This is a genomic window from Streptomyces gottesmaniae (genome assembly GCF_031845845.1).
Lineage (GTDB): Bacteria > Actinomycetota > Actinomycetes > Streptomycetales > Streptomycetaceae > Streptomyces > Streptomyces akebiae.
In genome coordinates this window covers 150,121-173,498 of record NZ_JAVRFJ010000016.1, presented here as the reverse complement: position 1 = coordinate 173,498, position 23,378 = coordinate 150,121, and the positions used below count along the sequence as shown (strand labels likewise).

The following is a 23,378-nucleotide window of genomic DNA, read 5'->3' as shown; positions in this document are numbered from 1 at the left end:
AGCAGATTGACAGGAAACCAGGGCTGCGCGGAACCGCCCTCGGGCGGTAGGAGGGCGGTTCCGGTCGCGCCGTTCGACCGTGCTCAGGCCGCGTCGATCTCCCGGAGCAGGCCGGTCTTCACATCGAAGACGAAGCCGCGCACGTCGTCGGAGTGCAGCAGGAACGGGTTGGTGCGGATCCGCTGCATGGACTGCCGCACGTCCTGGTCCACGTCCCGGAAGGACTCCACCGCCCAGGCCGGACGCTGGCCCACCTCGGCCTCCAGCTCGGTGCGGAAGTCCTCGGTGAGGGACTCCAGACCGCAGCCGGTGTGGTGGATGAGGACGATGCTGCGGGTGCCGAGCTTGCGCTGGCTGATGGTGAGGGAGCGGATCACGTCATCGGTGACCACGCCGCCCGCGTTGCGGATGGTGTGACAGTCGCCCAGCTCGAGGCCGAGCGCGTCGTGCAGGTCGAGGCGGGCGTCCATGCAGGCCACGACCGCGACACGCAGGACGGGACGGGCGTCCATCCCGGGGTCGGAGAACGCGGCGGCATAGCGCTGGTTCGCCTCGACGAGGCGGTCGGTGACGGTGCCGTCGGATATGGCGCCTTCGGGGCCGGTGGGAACTGCTGCGGAGGTCGTCATAGCCAAGACGGTACTGGTCACGACCGCTGAAGGCGCTCTGTGAGAGAGGACAAAGAACGTCATTGAGCCTTGTTGTGAGGTAACCCACAGGAGTGGCGGGATCACGGCCGTACGAGTGATTTCTCCGGATTCACGGCTTCGCCCGGGGGAGCGCCGCGACGCGCAGGCCGGTTGATTGACCGCGAAGGGCCGTGGACTAAAGTGACGCCGAGCGGGAGGCGAGGCCCCCCGCTGGACCGAAACCCCAAGGAGAACCGGCGACAGCCCGGCGTCTCCCCGCGTGCGCGGCGCGTACGTGCGGCTCGCGCCGGACCTGAGAGGGCCCCTTGAGCAACAGCCGCCACGTCCCCGTCATGCTCCAGCGGTGTCTGGACATGCTGGCCCCGGCCCTCACGGCGCCCGGCGCGGTGGTGGTCGACTGCACACTCGGCCTCGGCGGCCACGGCGAGGCGCTCCTCACCCGGTTCCCCGAGGCACGGCTCGTCGCCCTCGACCGGGACAAGGAGGCCCTGCGCCTCTCCGGCGAACGCCTCGCCCCCTTCGGCGAGCGCGCCACCCTCGTGCACGCCGTCTACGACGAACTCCCCGACGTGCTCGACCGCCTGGGCCTGCCGCGCGTCCAGGGCGTCCTGTTCGACCTGGGCGTCTCCTCCATGCAACTCGACGAGGCGGACCGGGGCTTCGCGTACGCCCAGGACGCGCCCCTCGACATGCGGATGGACCAGACGACGGGCATCAGCGCCGCCGAGGTCCTCAACACGTACCCTCCGGGCGAACTCGTCCGCATCCTCAGGGCCTACGGCGAGGAGAAGCAGGCCAAGCGGATCGTCTCCGCGATCGTGCGCGAGCGCGACAAGGAGCCGTTCAGTAACAGCGCCCGCCTCGTCGAACTGATCCGCGACTCCCTGCCACAGGCCGCCAAGCGCACCGGTGGCAACCCCGCCAAGCGCACCTTCCAGGCCCTGCGCATCGAGGTCAACGGCGAACTCACCGTCCTGGAGCGGGCGATCCCCGCCGCGGTGAAGGCCCTCGCGGTCGGCGGCCGGATCGCCGTGCTGTCGTACCACTCGCTCGAGGACCGGCTGGTGAAGCAGGTGTTCGCGGCCGGAGCCGCCACCACCGCCCCGCCCGGACTGCCCGTCGTCCCCGAGCGCTACCAGCCGAGGCTCAAGCTCCTCACCCGTGGTGCCGAACTTCCCACCGAGGAAGAGGTCGCCGAGAACCGGCGCGCCGCCCCCGCACGTCTGCGTGGGGCGGAACGCGTGCGGGAGGACGTCGCATGAGGTGTCTGACGCACATGAGCTGCATGAGGCGCAGAAGGCGTACGAGGCGACCGCACACGGTGCGTGAAGGGGACGGTGAGTGAGTCCGACAAGCGAACTCGCGGGGACGGCGAGCGAGTCCGAAGCCCGGACTCCCAGGGAGGGCGCGTGAGCAGGAAACCCGAACTGAGGGGCCGGGCGGCCCGTCTCGCGCGGCTCCTGCCCACGCGGCCCAAGGGCGCCGCCCGCACCCCCTTCGTCCTCCTGGTCGTCCTCCTCCTGGGCGGCGGCCTCATCGGTCTTCTCGTGCTGAACTCCGCGCTGAGCGAAGGGTCGTTCAAGCTCGACGACCTCCAGGACGACGTGAAGAGCTACACCGACGAGGAACAGGCGCTCCAACGGGACGTGGACGCCTACTCGGCGCCCGACGCCCTCCAGCGCCGCGCCCGCGAGCTGGGCATGGTCCCCGGCGGCGACCCGGCCTTCCTGAACCCCGACGGCACGGTCAAGGGTGTTCCGAGCGCCGCCCAGCAGTCGGTGGCCCGGATGCCGCTCGTCCTCGCGCCCGAGATCCTCGACCCCGGCCCGCCCGTGAGTCCGACGCCCACCGGGAGCTCCACGCCCTCCGGCAGCCCCACACCCTCCGGCTCCCCGACGCCGACACCGACGCCGACACCGACGCCGACGACGCCGACCCAGCCTGAGCCGCAGTCGCACGCGAGGACGCCGGAGCCCCCGGTCACGCCCACTCCCGCCCCCACCCCCACCCCCACGCTCCCGCCCGTACAGCCCACCCAGCTCCCGACGACCCCCGGCAGGTGACGGAAGTGGCCGACTCAGGCAGGCAGCCCCCGCGCCGCCGCGTACCCGGGCCCGCCCGGCCCGTCCGACCGGGCGGCCAGCAACGGCGACCGGGCCCCGGCGCCCGCCCCGCCGCACAGCGCCGCCCGGCCACGCCCCGGCAGCCGCCCGCGCGCACCATCCGGCTGGGCAGCCCCCGCCCCCGGCTGCGCATGGTGAGCCTCGCGCTGACCCTGGTGATGATCGCCTTCGTCGTACGGCTGCTCCAGGTGCAGGCCGTCGACGCGAGCGAGTACGCGGCCAAGGCCGACCAGAACCGTTACGTCGGCCGGGTGCTGGCCGCCGAGCGCGGCGGGATCACCGACCGCAACGGCGTCGCCCTGGCGATCAGCACCGACGCCAACGACATCACGGCCGACCCGACGATGTTCACGCGCGAGCAGCTGAAGATCGACGACGGGCCCGAGCAGGCCGCCGCGCTCCTCGCCCCGATCCTCGGCGCGGACCAGGAGACGCTCACCGAGAAGCTCCGCACGAAGAACACGCGGTACGTGCTGCTCGCCCGCCGCCAGACCCCCCAGGTCTGGAACCAGATCAGCGACCTGAAGACCGCGCTCGTCAAGCGGGCCGCGGACGAGAAGGGCACGGTCAACGTCCTGGCCGGCGTCTTCCAGGAGCCCAGCAGCAAGCGTGTGTACCCCAACGGCGACCTCGCCGCCGGGATACTGGGCTGGGTCAACGCCGAGGGCAAGGGCGGCGGTGGCGTCGAGCAGCAGTGGAACAGCCGTCTGGCGGGCAAGGACGGCAAGATCCGCTACGCCCAGTCGGGCGGCCGTCTCGTGCCCACCGCGGGTTCCACGGAGACCCCCGCCGTGGCCGGCTCCGACGTCGAGCTGACCATCGACCGCGACATCCAGTGGGCCGCGCAGAACGCCATCACCGAGCAGGTGAAGAAGTCCGAGGCGGACCGCGGTTACGTGATCGTGCAGGACACCCGCACCGGCGAGATCCTCGCCATGGCCAACTCGCCCGGCTTCGACCCCAACGACCTGACCAAGGCGAACCCGGACGCGCTCGGCAACGCGGCCCTCCAGGACGCCTACGAGCCCGGCTCCACCGCCAAGGTCATGTCGATGGCCGCCGTGCTGGAGGAGAACGTCGCCACCCCGCAGACGCACGTCACCGTGCCCAATCGGCTGCACCGGGGCGACCGGCTCTTCAAGGACGACATCGACCACCCGACCTGGTACCTGACGCTCAACGGCGTCCTCGCCAAGTCCAGCAACATCGGGACGATCCTCGCCACCGGCGAACTCGGCAGGAACCAGCGCGAGTCCAACACGATCCTCCACTCCTACCTGCGCAAGTTCGGCATCGGCAGCTACACCGGCCTCGGCTTCCCCGGCGAGACCAAGGGCATCCTCGCCGCGCCCGGCGACTGGTCGACCTCGCAGCAGTACACGATCCCTTTCGGCCAGGGCGTGTCGATAAACGCCATGCAGGCGGCCTCCGTCTACTCGACGATCGCCAACGGCGGCGTACGCGTGGAACCGACCCTCGTACGAGGCACCAAGGGGCCGGACGGCCGCTTCACCCCCGCCCCGAAGCCCGGCAAGACCCGGGTCGTGAGCGAGAGGACGGCGAAGACCCTCGCCCGGATGCTGGAGTCCGTCGTGGACGACGAGGAGGGCACGGGCACCAAGGCGCGCATCCCCGGCTACCGGGTCGCGGGCAAGACGGGTACGGCCAACCGTGTGGATCCGGCCACCGGCAGATACCGGGGCTACACCTCGTCGTTCGCCGGGTTCGCGCCCGCCGACAACCCGAGGATCACCGTCTACTGCGCGATCCAGAACGCCACCAAGGGCAACTACTTCGGCGGCCAGATCTGCGGACCCATCTACAAGGAGGTCATGGAGTTCGCCCTGAAGTCCCTCCAGGTGCCGCCCACCGGGGCCGAGCCCGCGAACCTGCCCGTCACCTTCGCCCCCTGACCCGCCTCCTGCCCCCACCCTGATCGGCCCTCTGATCAGCGCAACCAGCCAGGAACCGCCTCGTGACCATGATCACTCCCGATCCCGGGAACCCCGCCTCCGAGCCCCGCTCGCCCAAACCCTCGCTTCGCTCCCGTGGGGGTACGCCCGGTACGCTCACCGCCGTGCCACACGCTGATCAGTCCCAAACCACCCAGAAGGACGTTCCCGTGACGTATCCGGGACCGCCCAGGCCGGCCCACGTCTCCGCCACACCCCTCGCGGAACTCGCCGGTCAGCTGGGAGCCGAGCAGCCGACGAGCGCGGACACCGTCCAGGTCACGGGCATCACCCACGACTCGCGCGCCGTCCGCCCCGGCGACCTGTACGCCGCCCTGCCCGGTGCCCGCCTGCACGGAGCCGACTTCGTGGACCAGGCGGTCGGCCTCGGTGCCGTCGCCGTCCTCACCGACCTCAGCGGCGCCGAGCGCGCCGCCGCGGCCGGACTCCCCGCCCTCGTCGTCGCGAACCCGCGCGCGCGGATGGGCGAGCTGGCGGCCACGCTCTACGGCCGGCCGGGCGGCGACCTGCTGCAGATCGGCATCACCGGCACCTCGGGCAAGACCACCACCGCGTATCTCGTGGAGGGCGGCCTGAAGACCGTCCGCTCCACCGGACTCATCGGCACGGTCGAGACGCGCATCGGCGACGAGCGCATCAAGTCCGAGCGGACCACCCCCGAGGCCACCGACCTCCAGGCCCTCTTCGCGGTCATGCGCGAACGCGGCGTCGACTCGGTCGTCATGGAGGTCTCCAGCCACGCCCTGGTCCTCGGCCGGGTCGACGGCTGTGTCTTCGACGTGGCGGTCTTCAGCAACCTCAGCCCGGAGCACATGGAGTTCCACTCCGACATGGAGGACTACTTCCGGGCCAAGGCACAGCTCTTCACCCCGGAGCGCAGCAGGCTCGGCGTCGTCAACCTCGACGACGAGTACGGCCGCCGGCTCGTCGACGAGGCCACGGTCCCGGTCGTCACCTTCTCCGCCGAGGGACACCCCGACGCCGACTGGCGCGCCGAGGACGTCCGGGTCGGGCCGATGGACTCGACGTTCACGGTGGTCGGACCCAAGGGTGAGCGGATCGCCGCCAGGGCGCCGCTGCCGGGCTCCTTCAACGTCGCCAACACCCTGGCGGCCGTCGCCGCGCTGGCCGTCGCCGGGATCGACCCGCAGACCGCCGCCGACGGCGTCGCCGCAGTGCCGGGCGTGCCGGGCCGGCTGGAGCGGGTGGACGCCGGGCAGCCGTACCTCGCGGTCGTCGACTACGCCCACAAGACGGACGCCGTCGAGTCGGTTCTCAAGGCGCTGCGCAAGGTCACCGAGGGCAGCCTGCACGTCGTGCTCGGCTGCGGCGGCGACCGGGACACCACCAAGCGCGGACCGATGGGCGCCGCCATGGCCCGGCTCTCCGACACCGCCGTACTGACCTCCGACAACCCCCGCTCCGAGGACCCCCTCGCGATCCTCGCGGCCATGCTCGAAGGCGCGGCGTCCGTGCCGGCCCACGAGCGCGGCGAGGTCCTCCTCTTCGAGGACCGGGCCGCGGCGATCGCCGCGGCGGTGGCCCGCGCACGTCCGGGCGACACCGTGCTGGTCGCGGGCAAGGGCCATGAGCAGGGCCAGGACATCGCCGGCGTGGTCCGTCCGTTCGACGACCGCCAGGTGCTCCGCGAAGCTATCCAGCAGACCCAGGGATGAACTTGTGATCGCCCTCTCTCTCGCCGAGATCGCAGAAGTCGTCGGCGGGCAGACGCACGACATACCGGATCCGTCGGCGCTGGTCACCGGACCGGTCGTCCGGGACTCCCGCGAGGTGGAGCCCGGCAGCCTCTTCGTCGCCTTCGCGGGCGAGCGCGTGGACGGACACGACTTCGCGGCCGCGGTCGTCGAGGCGGGCGCGGCAGCGGTGCTGGCGTCCCGTCCCGTCGGCGTGCCCGCGATCGTCGTGCCCGATGTGCAGGCGGCGCTCGGCGCCCTCGCCCGGCACGTCGTGCGCAAGCTCGGCACGACCCTCGTCGCCCTCACCGGCTCCGCCGGCAAGACCAGCACCAAGGACCTGATCGCCCAGGTGCTCCGGCGCAAGGCGCCGACGGTGTTCACGCCCGGCTCCCTCAACAACGAGATCGGGCTGCCCCTCACCGCGCTCAGCGCCACCGAGGAAACCCGTTTCCTCGTCCTGGAGATGGGCGCCCGCGGCATCGGCCACATCCGGTACCTCACGGAGCTGACCCCGCCGAAGATCGGCCTCGTGCTCAACGTCGGCACCGCCCACATCGGCGAGTTCGGCGGCCGCGAGCAGATCGCCCAGGCCAAGGGCGAGCTGGTGGAGGCACTGCCTTCCGCGGACGAGGGCGGCGCCGCGATCCTCAACGCCGACGACCCCCTCGTCCGGGCCATGGCGTCCCGCACGAAGGCCCGGGTGATCCTCTTCGGCGAGTCCGGCGAAGCGGACGTACGCGCAGAGAACGTGACGCTCACCGAGGCCGGACAGCCGGCCTTCAGGCTTCACACACCCTCCGGTGCAAGCGATGTGACCATGCGCCTGTACGGTGAGCACCACGTGTCGAACGCGCTCGCCGCGGCCGCCGTCGCCCATGAGCTGGGCATGTCCGCAGACGAGATCGCCACCGCGCTCTCCGAGGCGGGCTCCCTCTCCCGCTGGCGCATGGAGGTCACCGAGCGCCCGGACGGCGTGACGGTCGTCAACGACGCCTACAACGCGAACCCCGAGTCCATGCGGGCCGCTCTGCGCGCGCTCGCGGCCATGGGCAAGGGGCGGCGGACCTGGGCGGTGCTCGGCAAGATGGCCGAGCTCGGGGACGAATCGCTCGCCGAGCACGACGCGGTCGGACGGCTCGCCGTCCGGCTCAATGTCGGCAAGCTCGTCGCGGTCGGGGGCAGGGAAGCGTCCTGGCTGCAACTGGGCGCATATAACGAGGGTTCGTGGGGTGAGGAGTCGGTGCACGTGTCCGACGCACAGGCGGCGATCGACCTGTTGCGCAGTCAGTTGCGCCCGGGAGACGTCGTACTCGTGAAGGCGTCCCGGTCGGTCGGGCTCGAGAGCGTGGCGCAGGCGCTGCTCGACAGCGGCAACGAGGGCGAGGTTGCCGCGCGATGATGAATCAGATCCTGTTCGCAGGAGTCATCGGTCTCTTCCTGACCCTGGTCGGCACCCCGCTGCTGATCAAGCTGCTGGCCCGCAAGGGCTACGGCCAGTACATCCGCGACGACGGCCCGCGCGAGCACGCCAGCAAGCGCGGTACGCCGACCATGGGTGGTATCGCCTTCATCCTGGCGACGATCGTCGCGTACTTCCTGGCCAAGGTGATCTCGGGCCAGCCGCCGACCTTCTCCGGTCTGCTGGTGCTCGGCCTGATGGCGGGCATGGGCCTCGTCGGCTTCCTCGACGACTACATCAAGATCGTCAAGCGCCGTTCGCTCGGTCTGCGGGCCAAGGCGAAGATGACCGGCCAGCTGATCGTCGGTATCGCCTTCGCGGTCCTCGCGCTGCAGTTCCCGGACGCCCGGGACCAGACGCCGGCCTCCACCAAGATCTCCTTCGTCCAGGACTTCGGCTGGTCGATCGGCCCCGTGCTGTTCGTCATCTGGGCCCTGTTCATGATCCTCGCCATGTCGAACGGCGTGAACCTGACCGACGGTCTGGACGGCCTCGCCACCGGTGCCTCCGTGCTCGTCTTCGGCGCGTACACCTTCATCGGCGTCTGGCAGTTCCAGGAGTCCTGCGCCAACACGCAGACCCTCACCAACCCGTCCGCCTGTTACGAGGTACGGGATCCGCTCGACCTGGCGATCGTGGCCTCCGCGCTGATGGGCGCCTGCCTCGGCTTCCTGTGGTGGAACACCTCGCCGGCCAAGATCTTCATGGGCGACACCGGTTCGCTGGCCCTCGGCGGCGCGCTCGCGGGTCTCGCGATCTGCTCCCGCACCGAGCTGCTCCTCGCGCTCCTCGGCGGTCTGTTCGTCCTCATCACCATGTCGGTCGTCATCCAGGTCGGCTCGTTCCGCCTCACCGGCAAGCGCGTCTTCCGCATGGCACCGCTGCAGCACCACTTCGAGCTCAAGGGCTGGTCCGAGGTCCTGGTCGTGGTCCGCTTCTGGATCATCCAGGGCATCTGTGTGATCGTCGGACTGGGCCTCTTCTACGCGGGATGGGCAGCGGACAAGTGACCGACTGGCAGGGTAAGCACGTCACCGTCGCCGGGCTGGGCGTCTCCGGCATCCCGGCGGCCAAGGTCCTGCACGGCCTCGGCGCGGCCGTCACGGTGGTCAACGACGGCGACGACGACCGTGCCCGCGCGCAGGCCGCCGACCTGGAGGCACTCGGCATCACCGTGCGCCTCGGCGACGGCGCGACCCTGCCGGAGGGCACCGAACTCGTCGTCACCACCCCGGGCTGGAAGCCGGACAAGCCGCTGTTCGCGGCCGCCCGCGCCGCCGGTCTGGAGATCTGGGGCGACGTCGAACTCGCCTGGCGCCTGCGGGGCCCCGACGCCGCACCCTGGCTGGCCGTCACGGGCACCAACGGCAAGACCACGACCGTCCAGATGCTCGCCTCGATCCTGACGGCCGCAGGGCTGCGCACGGCCGCCGTCGGCAACATCGGGGTCTCGCTGCTGGACGTCGTCCTCGGCGACGAGCCCTACGACGTCCTGGCCGTCGAGCTGTCCAGCTACCAGCTCCACTGGGCGCCCTCCCTGCGCGCCCACTCCGCCGCCGTCCTCAACCTCGCCCCCGACCACCTCGACTGGCACGGCTCCATGGAGGCGTACGCCGCCGACAAGGGCCGCGTCTACGAGGGCAATCGGGTCGCCTGCGTCTACAACGTGGCCGACAAGGCTACCGAGGACCTGGTGCGCGAGGCGGACGTCGAGGAGGGCTGCCGGGCCGTCGGGTTCACGCTCGGCACGCCCGGCCCCTCCCAACTCGGCGTGGTGGAGGGCATCCTGGTCGACCGCGCCTTCGTCGAGAACCGGCAGAAGAACGCCCAGGAACTCGCCGAGGTCGCGGACGTGCGCCCGCCGGCCCCGCACAACATCGCCAACGCCCTCGCGGCGGCCGCCCTCGCCCGCGCCTACGGGGTGCCCGCCGCGGCCGTACGGGACGGGCTGCGGGCCTTCACCCCGGACGCGCACCGCATCGCGCACGTGGCCGACGTGGACGGCGTCGCGTACATCGACGACTCCAAGGCCACCAACACGCATGCCGCGCAGGCCTCGTTGGCGGCGTACGAGTCGATCGTGTGGATCGCGGGCGGACTCGCCAAGGGGGCCACCTTCGACGAGCTCGTCGCCGGTGCGGCAGGGCGGCTGCGGGGGGTCGTGCTGATCGGCGCGGACCGCGCGCTGATCCGGGAAGCGCTGGCGCGACACGCGCCCGAAGTGCCGGTCGTCGACCTCGACCGGACCGACACTGGGGCGATGCTCGCCGCCGTCCGCGAGGCGCGGACGCTGGCACGGACGGGCGACACGGTGCTGCTGGCGCCGGCCTGTGCGTCGATGGACATGTTCGTCAACTACAACAGGCGTGGGGACGCGTTCGCGGAGGCTGTGCGCGAACTCTCCTCCACGGACGGCTGACCCGGCCAGGCTTCGCCTGGCGGCGCCGGGTGAAACTGGGAGGGACGCGTGACACGGAACTGGTCGGTCGGCGGCGAGGGCGCCCCCGATGCCGAGTAGCCGTACGAGCCGTGCGCCCCTCCAGCGCGTCACCCGACGGCCACCCGTCTCCCGGCCGCCGCGCGAGAACCCCCTGCGCAGGCTCCACACACGGGCGCGCAGGGCCTGGGACCGACCGCTGACCGCGTACTACCTGATCCTCGGCGGCAGCCTGCTGATCACCGTGCTGGGTCTGGTGATGGTCTACTCGGCCTCGCAGATCACCGCCCTGCAGAAGTCGCTGCCCGGGACCTTCTTCTTCCGCAAGCAGTTCCTCGCGGCCACGATCGGCACCGTGCTGCTGCTCGTGGCCTCGCGGATGCCGGTCAAGCTGCACCGCGCGCTGGCGTACCCGATCCTGGCCGGCTGCGTGTTCCTGATGGCCCTGGTTCAAGTGCCCGGGATAGGGCAGTCGATCAACGGAAACCAGAACTGGATCGCCGTCGGCGGCTCCTTCCAGATCCAGCCCAGCGAGTTCGGCAAGCTGGCGCTCGTGCTGTGGGGCGCCGACCTGCTGGCACGCAAGGAGGACAAGCGGCTGCTGACGCAGTGGAAGCACATGCTGGTGCCGCTCGTTCCGGTGGCGTTCCTGCTGCTCGGGCTGATCATGCTCGGCGGTGACATGGGCACCGCGATCATTCTCACGGCGATCCTGTTCGGCCTGCTGTGGCTGGCCGGGGCGCCGACGCGGATGTTCGTGGGCGTGCTGTCCATCGCCGGACTCATCGGGTTCGTCCTGATCAGGACCAGCGAGAACCGTATGGCCCGCCTGGCCTGCATCGGAGCCACCGAACCCCGGACGGACGGGGCCGACTGCTGGCAGGCCGTGCACGGAATCTACGCCCTGGCCTCGGGCGGAATCTTCGGCTCCGGGCTCGGTGCGAGTGTGGAAAAATGGGGCCAACTCCCGGAAGCGCACACCGACTTCATCTTCGCCGTCACCGGTGAGGAACTGGGCCTCGCGGGGACGCTGTCGGTGCTCGCCCTCTTCGCGGCTCTAGGCTATGCGGGTATCCGCGTGGCCGGACGCACGGAGGACCCCTTCGTCAGGTATGCCGCGGGAGGCGTGACCACCTGGATCACCGCGCAAGCGGTGATCAACATCGGTGCGGTGCTCGGTCTGTTGCCGATCGCCGGAGTCCCGCTCCCGCTGTTCTCCTACGGGGGATCCGCCCTGCTGCCGACCATGTTCGCCATCGGGTTGCTGATCGCGTTCGCACGCGACGAGCCCGCTGCGCGGGCGGCGCTTGCCATGCGGCAGCCCCGCTTTGGTAGAAAGCGTGGCGGCGGCCCTTCGGGGCCCGGGAGATGGAACACGATGCGACGGCGTGTCTCGGCACGTTCGTCCGGAGAGCGGTGAATTTCGGTGCATGTCGTACTCGCCGGTGGCGGAACCGCCGGTCACATCGAGCCCGCGCTCGCCCTCGCGGACGCCCTGCGCAGGCAGGACCCGACCGTGGGCATCACGGCCCTGGGCACGGAGCGCGGCCTCGAGACACGCCTCGTCCCCGAGCGAGGCTACGAACTCGCGCTGATCCCCGCCGTACCCCTGCCGCGCAAGCCCACCCCCGAGCTGATCACCGTGCCCGGCCGGCTGCGCGGCACGATCAAGGCGACCGAGCAGATCCTGGAGCGCACCAAGGCGGACGCGGTCGTCGGCTTCGGCGGCTATGTCGCCCTGCCCGGCTACCTCGCCGCCAAGCGCCTCGGGGTGCCCATCATCGTCCACGAGGCCAACGCCCGACCCGGCCTCGCCAACAAGATCGGCTCCCGGTACGCCGCCAAGGTCGCCGTCTCCACTCCCGACAGCAAGCTGCGCGACGCCCGCTACATCGGCATCCCGCTGCGCCGCGCCATCGCCACCCTCGACCGGGCCGCGGCCCGTCCCGAGGCCCGCGCGATGTTCGGCCTCGACCCGAACCTGCCGACCCTGCTGGTGTCCGGCGGCTCCCAGGGCGCCCGCCGCCTCAACGAGGTCGTCCAGCAGGTCGCGCCCTACCTCCAGCAGGCCGGGATCCAGATCCTGCACGCGGTCGGCCCGAAGAACGAACTGCCGCAGGTGCACCAGATGCCGGGAATGCCCCCTTACATCCCGGTACCGTACGTGGACCGGATGGACCTCGCGTACGCCGCGGCCGACATGATGCTCTGCCGCGCGGGCGCGATGACCGTCGCCGAACTCTCCGCCGTCGGGCTCCCGGCCGCCTACGTCCCGCTGCCCATCGGCAACGGCGAACAGCGGCTGAACGCCCAGCCGGTGGTCAAGGCCGGTGGCGGGCTGCTGGTCGACGACGCGGAACTGACGCCCCAGTGGGTGCAGCAGAACGTGCTGCCCGTGCTCGCCGACCCGCACCGGCTGTACGAGATGTCCCGCGCCGCGAGCGAGTTCGGCCGCCGGGACGCCGACGACCTGCTCGTCGGGATGGTGTACGAGGCGATCGCGTCGCGCCGCGGACACCACTAGAGAACGGATCGGCGAGTGAGCCGAAGGGGTGCGTCGGTGTCGAGCGGTCGAGCGCGCGGAGGCCCGAAGGGCTGAGCACGGTCGGCCGCTCGACACCGACCGAGGCGCCCCGGAGGTGAACCGAGCCAGGAGAGGGAGTGCGCGTGGCCGGACCGACCACCACCGCCGAGCGCGGCGCGGACGAGGATCTGGACTCCGGCCCGCCGCCCCGGCGGCGGCTCCCTGGCCCCCCGGCGCTGATCGCCGCCGCGATCGCCCTGATCCTGCTGGGGGGCGCCTCCCTCTGGGCCCTGTACGGCTCCTCGTGGCTGCGGGCCGACCGGGTCTCCGTGTCGGGCACCCGGGTGCTGACCGAGGCTCAGGTGCGCGAGGCGGCCGCCGTGCCGCTCGGCGATCCGCTGATCTCCGTCGACCTCGACGCCATCGAGTCACGACTGCTCAAGAAATTGCCCCGAATCGACTCGGTCGAGGTCATCCGCTCATGGCCCCACGAAATCGGGCTGAAAGTGAGCGAACGTACTCCGGTTCTGATTGTCGAAGCGGCTGATAATTCGGGCAAGTACGTCGAAGTGGACGCGAAAGGGGTGCGTTTTGCCACGGTTTCACGCGCCCCGGAAGGCGTTCCCGTACTGGAATTGACGGTGTCCCGGTCGGGTTCGTCCGCCGCCAGTCTGCGGCGATTCGGCGAGGACCGGCTCGTGCGGGCGGCCGTGGGGGTCGCCGGTTCGATTCCGGCCGCGATCGCCCACGAGACCCTGGTCGTCAAGGTCCGTTCCTACGACTCCATCTCGCTGGAGTTGAGCGGAGACCGTACGGTCGCGTGGGGGAGCGCGGAGAAGGGGCGTGCGAAGGGCCGTGCGCTCACCGCCCTGATGAAAGCGGCGCCCGGCGCGGGGCACTTCGACGTGAGTGTCCCCACCGCGCCCGCGTCATCAGGGAGTTGACGCACATCCGCGCAGGCCAGCACCCTGGTTGGGCAGCGCTATGGCTGATCACATAGGGTGAAAAGAAAAACGGGAGGTTCGGCGTGTTCGTTGAACGTGCGCCACTTGTCGACTTAGTGTCCTGTTCGGAAGAGTCCAAGGAACAGTCACACTGGTAACCCTAAACTTCAGCGTTAGGGTTCGGGTCGGCGTTCGGACCGTCCCACTTCGGCATCAGTCGTCGGCTCGCGGGTACCCCGCGAAGCGGCGACACGTAACTCGAGGCGAGAGGCCTTCGACGTGGCAGCACCGCAGAACTACCTCGCAGTCATCAAAGTCATCGGTGTCGGCGGCGGTGGTGTCAATGCCATCAACCGGATGATCGAGGTCGGTCTCAAGGGCGTCGAGTTCATCGCCATCAACACCGACGCGCAAGCTCTGTTGATGAGCGACGCCGACGTCAAGCTCGACGTCGGCCGGGAACTCACCCGCGGACTCGGCGCCGGCGCCAATCCGGCCGTCGGCCGGAAGGCCGCCGAGGACCACCGCGAGGAGATCGAGGAGGTCCTCAAGGGGGCCGACATGGTCTTCGTGACGGCCGGCGAGGGCGGCGGCACCGGCACCGGCGGCGCGCCCGTCGTGGCCAACATCGCCCGCTCGCTGGGCGCCCTCACCATCGGCGTGGTCACCCGCCCGTTCACCTTCGAGGGCCGCCGCCGCGCCAACCAGGCCGAGGACGGCATCGCCGAGCTGCGCGAAGAGGTCGACACCCTCATCGTCATCCCGAACGACCGGCTGCTCTCCATCTCGGACCGCCAGGTCTCCGTGCTGGACGCGTTCAAGTCGGCGGACCAGGTCCTGCTCTCCGGTGTCCAGGGCATCACCGACCTGATCACCACCCCCGGTCTGATCAACCTCGACTTCGCCGACGTCAAGTCGGTCATGTCCGAGGCCGGTTCGGCCCTCATGGGCATCGGCTCGGCCCGCGGCGACGACCGCGCGGTGGCCGCCGCCGAGATGGCGATCTCCTCGCCGCTCCTGGAGGCCTCCATCGACGGCGCCCGCGGCGTCCTGCTCTCCATCTCCGGCGGCTCGGACCTCGGTCTGTTCGAGATCAACGAGGCCGCCCAGCTGGTCAGCGAGGCCGCGCACCCCGAGGCCAACATCATCTTCGGCGCGGTCATCGACGACGCCCTCGGCGACGAGGTCCGGGTCACGGTCATCGCGGCCGGCTTCGACGGCGGCCAGCCCCCGGCCAAGCGGGACAACATCCTCGGCTCGGCCGCGGCCAAGCGCGAGGAGCCCGCCCCGGCGCGGCCCGCCGAGAGCCGCCCGTCCTTCGGCTCGCTCGGCAGCGTCAAGCCGAAGGAGGAGCCGGCGCCGGCGCCCGCCCCGGAGCCGGTGAACGACGTTCCGGTCGCCCCGCCGGTCCCGCCGTCCCGGTCCTACTCGGACAGCGCCGCGGAAGAGCTGGACGTGCCGGACTTCCTCAAGTGATAGGACGGCGCGAGAACGTGAGCGGCGCGCACTTCGCCTTCACCGACAGGTGGGGCGGGGTGAGCGCCGCTCCGTATGAGGAGCTCAATCTCGGCGGGGCCGTCGGGGACGACGCCGCCGCTGTCACGACCAACCGGGAGCTCGCGGCCAAGTCGCTGGGTCTGGAGCCCGACCGGGTCGTCTGGATGAACCAGGTGCACGGCGCGGACGTGGCCGTGGTCGACGGACCGTGGGGCTCCGGTTCCGGCTCCGACTCCATCCCGTCCGTCGACGCGATCGTCACCACCCGGCGCGGTCTCGCGCTCGCCGTCCTCACCGCCGACTGCGTGCCCGTCCTGCTGACCGACCCCGTCGCCGGGGTCGCCGCCGCCGCGCACGCGGGTCGGCCCGGCATGATCGCCGGGGTCGTCCCCGCGGCGGTACGGGCCATGACCGAACTCGGCGCCGACCCCGCCCGGATCGTCGCCCGCACCGGACCCGCCGTCTGCGGCCGGTGTTACGAAGTGCCCGAGGCGATGCGCGCCGAGGTGGCCACCGTCGAGCCGGCGGCGTACGCCGAGACCAGTTGGGGCACGCCCGCCGTGGATGTGTGCGCCGGAGTGCACGCACAGCTGAAGCGCCTCGGGGTGCACGACCGGGAGCAGTCGCCGGTGTGCACGCTGGAGTCGCGCGACCACTTCTCGTACCGTCGCGACGGCGCCACAGGGCGACTCGCGGGATATGTCTGGCTGGACTGAGGGGCATGACCGACCGTAAGGCACAACTCGCCGGAAACCTGGCGAAGGTGGAGGACCGCATCGCGGCGGCGTGCGTGGCCGCGGGCCGCAAGCGGGACGAGGTGACCCTGATCGTGGTCACCAAGACCTACCCGGCGAGCGATGTGCGGATCCTGTCGGAACTCGGTGTGCGCCACGTCGCCGAGAACAAGGACCAGGACGCGGCGCCCAAGGCGGCCGAATGCTCGGATCTGTCCCTTGTGTGGCACTTCGTGGGCCAGTTGCAGACCAACAAGGTCCGTTCTGTGGTGCGTTATGCGGATCTCGTGCAGTCCGTCGATCGTTCCAGGCTTGTCACGACTCTGTCGAAAGAGGCCGTTCGGGCCGGCCGTGAGGTGGGATGTCTCATCCAGGTCGCGCTCGACGCCGACGAGAGCGGCCGGGGAGAGCGAGGAGGTGTCGGTCCGGGCGGAATCGAAGAACTGGCCGACCTCCTGGCGGAGTCGCCGGGGGTGCGGGTCGATGGTCTGATGACCGTCGCGCCGCTCACCGGGGAGTACGCCGGACGCCAACGGGCCGCGTTCGAGCGGTTGATGGATTTGTCGACCGACCTGCGCCGAGCCCATCCGGCTGCGAACATGGTCTCCGCAGGGATGAGTGCGGACCTCGAGGATGCCGTGGCGGCCGGAGCGACACATGTGCGCGTCGGCACTGCGGTACTCGGAGTCCGTCCCGGGCTCGGGTAACGTCGCCAAGAAGTCGGACCACAGCAGAAAATATGGTCATTCCGTCGAGAGGCGGGCGCAACGACCTCGTGGATCGCGGGCACTTGGAAGTCGTCAGTCGATCCACCACAGAGCGGAGGACTCAGAGCATGGCCGGCGCGATGCGCAAGATGGCGGTCTACCTCGGCCTCGTGGAGGACGATGGGTACGACGGCAGGGGATTCGACCCCGATGACGACTTCGAGCCCGAGCTCGACCCCGAGCCCGAGCGGGACCACCGCCGGCACGAGGCGGTGCATCAGTCACACCAGTCACACCAGTCCCAAAGGGATGAATCGGTACGAGTGGTGCAGCCCCCGGTGCAGCGCGAACCGGTGTCGCACGCCACTTCGCTTCCCGCGGAATCGGTGCGACCCGCCCGGATCGCGCCCGTGGCGTCCATCACACAAGAACGTTCGAGTCTGGAGAAGAACGCACCGGTGATCATGCCCAAGGTCGTGTCCGAGCGAGAGCCGTACCGGATCACCACATTGCACCCGCGGACCTACAACGAGGCCCGTACCATCGGGGAACACTTCCGTGAGGGCACCCCGGTGATCATGAATCTGACTGAGATGGACGACACAGATGCGAAGCGACTTGTCGACTTTGCGGCCGGTTTGGTGTTTGGTCTTCACGGCAGCATCGAGCGGGTGACGCAGAAGGTGTTCCTGTTGTCGCCTGCTAACGTCGATGTCACGGCGGAGGACAAGGCCCGCATCGCAGAGGGCGGGTTCTTCAACCAGAGCTGAGACGTACGACCGAAAACAGCGGTAGAGCAACACGGAATTGGGGAGAGGGAAACACCGGACATGAGCGTGGTCTTGACGATCCTCTACATCGCGCTGACGGTGTTCTTCATCGTGTTGATCTTCCGTTTGGTCATGGACTACGTCTTCCAGTTCGCCCGCTCATGGCAGCCCGGCAAGGCGATGGTGGTCGTTCTGGAGGCCACCTACACTGTCACCGATCCACCGCTCAAGCTTCTGCGGCGGTTCATTCCGCCGCTGCGTCTCGGGGGCGTGGCGCTCGACCTGTCCTTCTTCGTGCTGATGATCATCGTTTTCATCCTGCGTGCGGTGGTAGCCAGCGGGATGGGAGCGGTGTGAGAGATGCGGTCTTGCCGAATGCCGACGACTACGTTGAGGTGAAGAGATGCCGTTGACCCCCGAGGACGTGCGGAACAAGCAGTTCACGACCGTCCGCCTCCGAGAAGGCTATGACGAGGACGAGGTCGATGCCTTCCTCGATGAGGTCGAAGCCGAACTGACGCGCCTGCTGCGCGAGAACGAGGACCTGCGCGCCAAGCTGGCCGCGGCCACGCGCGCGGCTGCTCAGAACCAGCAGAACATGCGCAAGCCTCCGGAGCCTCAGGACCAGCAGGGCGGCATGCAGCAGGGTGGCATGCAGCAGCAGGGCGGCATGCAGCAAGGTGGCATGCAGCAGGGCGGCATGCAGCAACAGGGCGGCATGCAGCAGCAGGGTATGCGAGGTCCCGGTGGACCCGTACCCGCCGGCATATCGGGCCCGCCGCAGCAGATGGGGGGCCCCATGGGTGGGCCGCCCCAGCTGCCGAGCGGTGCTCCGCAGCTGCCCGCCGGCCCCGGTGGCCAGGGTGGGCAGCAGGGTCCCGGCCCGATGGGTCAGGGACCGATGGGCCAGGGCCCGATGGGTCAGGGCCAGATGCAGCCGCAGATGGGCCAGGGCCAGATGGGCCAGGGTCCCATGGGCGGCCAGCCCATGCAGCAGCAGATGGGCGGTCCGATGGGCGGCCCCATGGGTGGTCCGATGGGCGGCCCCGGCCAGGGTCCCGGCGGCGACAGCGCCGCGCGGGTGCTCTCGCTGGCCCAGCAGACCGCCGACCAGGCAATCGCCGAGGCCCGTTCCGAGGCCAACAAGATCGTCGGCGAGGCCCGCAGCCGCGCCGAGGGTCTGGAGCGGGACGCCCGTGCCAAGGCCGACGCGCTGGAGCGGGACGCGCAGGAGAAGCACCGCGTCGCGATGGGCTCCCTGGAGTCCGCCCGCGCCACGCTGGAGCGCAAGGTCGAGGACCTGCGCGGCTTCGAGCGCGAGTACCGCACGCGTCTGAAGTCCTACCTGGAGTCGCAGCTGCGTCAGCTGGAGACCCAGGCGGACGACTCGCTCGCCCCGCCGCGCACTCCGGCGACCGCGTCGCTGCCGCCGTCCCCGGCGCCCTCCATGGCACCGGCCGGCGCGAGCGCCCCGTCGTACGGCGGCAACCCGGGCGGCATGGGTGGAGGCATGGGCGGTGGCCCGGCTCCGGCCGCGCCCTCCTACGGCGGTCAGCAGCAGATGTCTCCGGCCATGACCCAGCCGATGGCTCCGGTCCGGCCGCAGGGCCCCTCTCCGATGGGGCAGGCTCCCTCGCCGATGCGTGGGTTCCTCATCGACGAGGACGACAACTGACGATTACTGGTACGCCGTAGGCGTCGGCAGCGTTCAGGGCGGGGCCCCGGATTTTCGATCCGGGGCCCCGCCCTTTCGCTGCGCGCGGGCGGGTTTCGGTGGGCTTTTGTTCGGGAGTGGGGGCGGCTGTTCCCCGTACGCAACGCCGAAGCCCTGGGGCACCGACATGCTCGGTGCCCCAGGGCTTCGGAGCGCCCGGCGGCTGCCGCCGGGCGGGGGCGGAGGGGCTCACCGGAGCTGACAGGGGGCCGCTGCCCCCACCCGTGCCGCTGGGGCAGCTGGGGCGTGCAAGGGCAGCAAGGCCGCCGGGTCCGCACAGGCCAGCGGGGCCGCTGGGCCCGCGCCCCGGCTGCGGGCGCGGCGAGCTGCGCGGGGCGGCCATGACGGCCGCCCCGCCGCCCCAGGCCCGCCGTGCTCGGCGGACGCTGTCGGTCAGACCTTGCGCAGGCGGAAGGTCAGCGTGAGGGCCTCGTCCGCGAAGGGCGTGCCGTACGTCTCGTCGGCCTCGCCGGAGGCGAAGTCCGTCGCGAGGACCTCGTCCGCGATCAGGGCCGAGTGCTCGGTCAGCGCCGCGGTCACCGCCGGGTCCGTCGCCGTCCAGCGCAGGGCGATCCGGTCGGCCACGTCGAGGCCGCTGTTCTTGCGGGCCTCCTGGATCAGGCGGATGGCGTCCCGGGCCAGGCCTGCCCGGCGCAGTTCCTCCGTGATCTCCAGGTCGAGGGCGACCGTCGCGCCGGAGTCGGAGGCCACCGACCAGCCCTCGCGGGGGGTCTCCGTGATGATGACCTCGTCGGGGGCGAGGGTGATGGTCTCGCCGTCGACCTCGACGGTGGCCGTGCCCTCGCGCAGCGCCAGGGACAGGGCGGCCGCGTCGGCGTTCGCCACGGCCTTGGCCACGTCCTGGACGCGCTTGCCGAAGCGCTTGCCGAGGGCCCGGAAGTTGGCCTTCGCGGTCGTGTCCACCAGGGAGCCGCCGACCTCGGAGAGGGAGGCCAGCGAGCTGACGTTCAGCTCCTCGGTGATCTGCGCGTGCAGTTCGGGGTTCAGCGCGTCGAAGCCCGTCGCCGCCACCAGGGCGCGGGAGAGGGGCTGACGGGTCTTGACGCCGGACTCCGCGCGCGTGGCCCGGCCCAGCTCCACGAGCCGGCGTACGAGCACCATCTGCTTGGACAGCTCCGGGTCGATCGCGGTCAGGTCCGCCTCGGGCCAGGCGGCGAGGTGCACGGACTCGGGGGCCCCCGGGGAGACCGGCACGATCAGGTCCTGCCAGACCCGCTCGGTGATGAACGGGGTCAGCGGGGCCATCAGCTTGGTGACCGTCTCGACGACCTCGTGGAGGGTGCGCAGCGCGGCCTTGTCGCCCTGCCAGAAGCGGCGGCGCGACCGGCGCACGTACCAGTTGGACAGGTCGTCGACGAAGGCCGAGAGGAGCTTTCCGGCGCGCTGGGTGTCGTAGGCCTCCAGGGCCCCGGTCACCTGGTCGGTGAGGGCGTGGAGCTCGGAGAGCAGCCAGCGGTCCAGGACCGGGCGGTCGGCCGGGGCCGGGTCCGCCGCGCTGGGCGCCCAGTTCGACGTACGGGCGTACAGGGCCTGGAAGGCGACCGTGTTCCAGTACGTGAGGAGGGTCTTGCGGACGACCTCCTGGATGGTGCCGTGGCCCACGCGACGGGCCGCCCAGGGGGAGCCGCCGGCCGCCATGAACCAGCGGACGGCGTCGGCGCCGTGCTGGTCCATGAGCGGGATCGGCTGCAGGATGTTGCCCAGGTGCTTGGACATCTTGCGGCCGTCCTCGGCGAGGATGTGGCCGAGGCACACGACGTTCTCGTAGGAGGACTTGTCGAAGACCAGGGTGCCGACGGCCATCAGCGTGTAGAACCAACCGCGGGTCTGGTCGATGGCCTCGCTGATGAACTGGGCCGGGTAGCGGGACTCGAAGAGTTCCTTGTTCTTGTACGGGTAGCCCCACTGCGCGAACGGCATCGAGCCCGAGTCGTACCAGGCGTCGATGACCTCCGGGACGCGGGTGGCCGTGCTGCCGCAGCCGTCCTGGGGGCAGGGGAAGGTGACCGCGTCGATGAACGGGCGGTGCGGGTCCAGCTCCGACTGGTCGGTGCCGGAGAGCCGGGTCAGCTCCTCGCGGGAACCGACGCACGTGAGGTGGTTCTCCTCACAGCGCCAGATCGGCAGCGGGGTGCCCCAGTAGCGGCTGCGGGAGAGCGCCCAGTCGATGTTGTTGTTCAGCCAGTCGCCGAAGCGGCCGTGCTTGACCGAGTCCGGGAACCAGTTGGTCTTCTCGTTCTCCTGGAGGAGACGGTCCTTGACGGCGGTGGTGCGGATGTACCAGGACGGCTGCGCGTAGTAGAGGAGCGCGGTGTGGCAGCGCCAGCAGTGCGGGTAGCTGTGCTCGTACGGGATGTGCTTGAAGAGCAGGCCGCGCTGCTGGAGGTCCTCGGTGAGCTTTTCGTCCGCCTTCTTGAAGAACACGCCGCCGACGAGGGGGACGTCCTCCTCGAAGGTGCCGTCGGGACGGACCGGGTTCACCACGGGCAGGCCGTACGAGCGGCAGACCTTGAGGTCGTCCTCACCGAAGGCGGGGGACTGGTGGACCAGACCCGTACCGTCCTCGGTCGTCACGTACTCGGCGTTCACGACGTAGTGGGCCTCGGCCGGGAACTCCACGAGCTCCAACGGACGTTGATAGGTCCAGCGCTCCATCTCGGCGCCGGTGAAGGTCTGGCCGGTGGTCTCCCAGCCCTCGCCGAGCGCCTTGGCGACGAGCGGCTCGGCGACGACGAGCTTCTCGCTGCCGTCCGTGGCGACCACGTAGGTGACCTCGGGGTGGGCGGCGACCGCGGTGTTGGACACCAGCGTCCACGGCGTGGTCGTCCACACCAGGAGCGCGGCCTCACCGGCGAGCGGACCGGAGGTGAGCGGGAAACGGACGTACACCGAGGGGTCGACGACCGTCTCGTAGCCCTGCGCCAGCTCGTGGTCCGACAGGCCGGTGCCGCAGCGGGGGCACCAGGGGGCGACGCGATGGTCCTGGACCAGCAGGCCCTTGTTGAAGATCTCCTTGAGCGACCACCAGACGGACTCCACGTACTCGGGGTCCATGGTCCGGTAGGCGTCGTCGAGGTCGACCCAGTAGCCCATGCGGGTCGTGAGCTCGGTGAAGGCGTCGGTGTGCCGGGTCACCGAGTCGCGGCACTTGGCGTTGAACTCGGCGATGCCGTACGCCTCGATGTCCTTCTTGCCGTTGAAGCCGAGCTCCTTCTCGACCGCCAGCTCCACGGGGAGGCCGTGGCAGTCCCAGCCGGCCTTGCGGGCCACGTGGTAGCCGCGCATCGTGCGGAAGCGGGGGAAGACGTCCTTGAAGACGCGCGCCTCGATGTGGTGGGCGCCCGGCATGCCGTTGGCGGTGGGCGGGCCCTCGTAGAACACCCACTCGGGGCGGCCCTCGGACTGCTCCAGGCTCTTGGCGAAGATCTTCTGCTCGCGCCAGAAGTCGAGCACCGCGTGCTCGAGCGCGGGCAGATCGACCTGGGCGGGCACCTGGCGGTACGTCGGCTCTGTCATGAGCGGGCTTCCTCCAACGGACTTGCTGCCTTCCGTCGGAGGGACGAGAGCTTCGATCCTTCGTACGCCGTGTGCGGCGCGCTCCCGCGGTACCACCCTCCTTGGCTCCCCCGCGCGCCGTACGCGCCGGTGAACCCCCTCATTGAGGTCGCGATACCGGGTCTACTCGCCGTACCCCACGGACTACGCCCTGGGGTGCGGGTTTCTTCCGGCGGCTCCGGGGTGATCTTCACATCGCGCTCGCCCCCGGGCTTCCACCGTCCCCGGGTCGCTCTGGGCTGCGTACGACGCTACTCGTCCCCATCCACGCTTCTCGCTCCGCCCAGTGTACGGCGCCGTACGGACAGGGGCCGACCGGATTTCCGGCGGCCGTGCGCGGTGTGCGGCGGCGATCCGCCCGGGTTCGCGGGCGGGGGCGTGGTGACCTGCGGGATGACCCGAATGGAGCGGGCGGGGCGTCCGGATCCTGGGACGTGCCGCGCGGCGGAATACCCGGCGGGGAGCTGGGCACAACGCTTGCAGGCTCGTCGCGCGACGGGTGCGGGACGGGCGGAATGTGTGGTCTGCCCCGTTGCCGCGGGACTCGGGTCGATTTATCGTCCCAGCACGATG

18 protein-coding genes are annotated in these 23,378 nt (G+C 70.6%); 16 read left to right on the top strand and 2 right to left on the bottom strand.

Annotated features, from left to right (window positions below; all coding sequences use genetic code 11):
* Window positions 1–83 precede the first annotated feature (83 nt).
* A complete protein-coding gene (locus RM704_RS19975) occupies window positions 84–629 on the bottom strand; it encodes a beta-class carbonic anhydrase (protein WP_033528125.1) in 546 nt (181 codons plus the stop codon).
* Window positions 630–955: 326 nt separating this feature from the next.
* Here RM704_RS19975 and rsmH point away from each other — a divergent pair, with 326 nt between their 5' ends.
* The 16 genes from rsmH to RM704_RS19895 all read left to right on the top strand — a co-directional run bounded on the left by rsmH (window position 956) and on the right by RM704_RS19895 (window position 19,190).
* On the top strand, window positions 956–1,912 hold the full coding sequence (gene rsmH / locus RM704_RS19970) for a 16S rRNA (cytosine(1402)-N(4))-methyltransferase RsmH (protein ID WP_033528124.1): 957 nt from the start codon (window positions 956–958) through the stop codon (window positions 1,910–1,912).
* Between the two features lie 147 nt (window positions 1,913–2,059).
* Complete coding sequence (gene ftsL / locus RM704_RS19965) at window positions 2,060–2,713, top strand: cell division protein FtsL (RefSeq protein ID WP_033528123.1); 654 nt, start codon at window positions 2,060–2,062, stop codon at window positions 2,711–2,713.
* A gap of 5 nt (window positions 2,714–2,718) precedes the next feature.
* A complete protein-coding gene (locus RM704_RS19960) occupies window positions 2,719–4,686 on the top strand; it encodes a peptidoglycan D,D-transpeptidase FtsI family protein (RefSeq protein WP_498076436.1) in 1,968 nt (655 codons plus the stop codon).
* A gap of 62 nt (window positions 4,687–4,748) precedes the next feature.
* Window positions 4,749–6,422, top strand: a complete 1,674-nt coding sequence (locus RM704_RS19955; protein WP_078937179.1) for a UDP-N-acetylmuramoyl-L-alanyl-D-glutamate--2,6-diaminopimelate ligase — start codon at window positions 4,749–4,751, stop codon at window positions 6,420–6,422.
* Window positions 6,423–6,426: 4 nt separating this feature from the next.
* Complete coding sequence (locus RM704_RS19950) at window positions 6,427–7,842, top strand: UDP-N-acetylmuramoyl-tripeptide--D-alanyl-D-alanine ligase (RefSeq protein ID WP_033528120.1); 1,416 nt, start codon at window positions 6,427–6,429, stop codon at window positions 7,840–7,842.
* Window positions 7,839–8,912, top strand: a complete 1,074-nt coding sequence (gene mraY, locus RM704_RS19945) for a phospho-N-acetylmuramoyl-pentapeptide-transferase (RefSeq protein WP_033528119.1) — start codon at window positions 7,839–7,841, stop codon at window positions 8,910–8,912. Before RM704_RS19950 ends, mraY begins: the two co-directional genes overlap by 4 nt.
* Window positions 8,894–10,321, top strand: coding sequence for a UDP-N-acetylmuramoyl-L-alanine--D-glutamate ligase (murD, locus tag RM704_RS19940; RefSeq protein ID WP_033528118.1), 1,428 nt, complete (start codon window positions 8,894–8,896; stop codon window positions 10,319–10,321). The genes mraY and murD overlap by 19 nt, the downstream gene beginning before the upstream one ends.
* An 88-nt stretch (window positions 10,322–10,409) precedes the next feature.
* Window positions 10,410–11,759, top strand: coding sequence for a putative lipid II flippase FtsW (ftsW, locus tag RM704_RS19935; protein ID WP_033528117.1), 1,350 nt, complete (start codon window positions 10,410–10,412; stop codon window positions 11,757–11,759).
* 6 nt (window positions 11,760–11,765) lie between these two features.
* Window positions 11,766–12,863: an undecaprenyldiphospho-muramoylpentapeptide beta-N-acetylglucosaminyltransferase gene (gene murG, locus RM704_RS19930; RefSeq protein WP_033528116.1), complete on the top strand. Its 1,098-nt coding sequence runs from the start codon at window positions 11,766–11,768 to the stop codon at window positions 12,861–12,863.
* Between the two features lie 143 nt (window positions 12,864–13,006).
* Window positions 13,007–13,807 (top strand): cell division protein FtsQ/DivIB, encoded by an 801-nt coding sequence (locus RM704_RS19925; protein WP_033528214.1) that lies wholly within the window; start codon window positions 13,007–13,009, stop codon window positions 13,805–13,807.
* 279 nt (window positions 13,808–14,086) lie between these two features.
* The gene (ftsZ, locus tag RM704_RS19920; protein WP_033528115.1) at window positions 14,087–15,283 is read left to right on the top strand and encodes a cell division protein FtsZ; all 1,197 of its coding nucleotides are present in this window, start codon (window positions 14,087–14,089) and stop codon (window positions 15,281–15,283) included.
* Window positions 15,280–16,020, top strand: coding sequence for a peptidoglycan editing factor PgeF (gene pgeF, locus RM704_RS19915; protein ID WP_033528114.1), 741 nt, complete (start codon window positions 15,280–15,282; stop codon window positions 16,018–16,020). Before ftsZ ends, pgeF begins: the two co-directional genes overlap by 4 nt.
* Window positions 16,021–16,025: 5 nt before the next feature.
* The gene (locus RM704_RS19910) at window positions 16,026–16,745 is read left to right on the top strand and encodes a YggS family pyridoxal phosphate-dependent enzyme (RefSeq protein ID WP_033528113.1); all 720 of its coding nucleotides are present in this window, start codon (window positions 16,026–16,028) and stop codon (window positions 16,743–16,745) included.
* A 128-nt stretch (window positions 16,746–16,873) separates the two neighbouring features.
* Window positions 16,874–17,515 carry a cell division protein SepF gene (locus RM704_RS19905; RefSeq protein WP_033528112.1) on the top strand — a complete coding sequence of 214 codons (642 nt, stop codon included), beginning with the start codon at window positions 16,874–16,876 and terminating at the stop codon, window positions 17,513–17,515.
* Between the two features lie 60 nt (window positions 17,516–17,575).
* Window positions 17,576–17,872, top strand: coding sequence for a YggT family protein (locus RM704_RS19900; RefSeq protein ID WP_033528111.1), 297 nt, complete (start codon window positions 17,576–17,578; stop codon window positions 17,870–17,872).
* A gap of 46 nt (window positions 17,873–17,918) precedes the next feature.
* Window positions 17,919–19,190: a DivIVA domain-containing protein gene (locus RM704_RS19895; protein WP_033528110.1), complete on the top strand. Its 1,272-nt coding sequence runs from the start codon at window positions 17,919–17,921 to the stop codon at window positions 19,188–19,190.
* 432 nt (window positions 19,191–19,622) lie between these two features.
* On the opposite strand, the gene ileS is transcribed toward RM704_RS19895, so the two are convergent.
* Window positions 19,623–22,766: an isoleucine--tRNA ligase gene (ileS, locus tag RM704_RS19890; protein ID WP_033528109.1), complete on the bottom strand. Its 3,144-nt coding sequence runs from the start codon at window positions 22,764–22,766 to the stop codon at window positions 19,623–19,625.
* Between the last annotated feature and the right edge of the window lie 612 nt (window positions 22,767–23,378).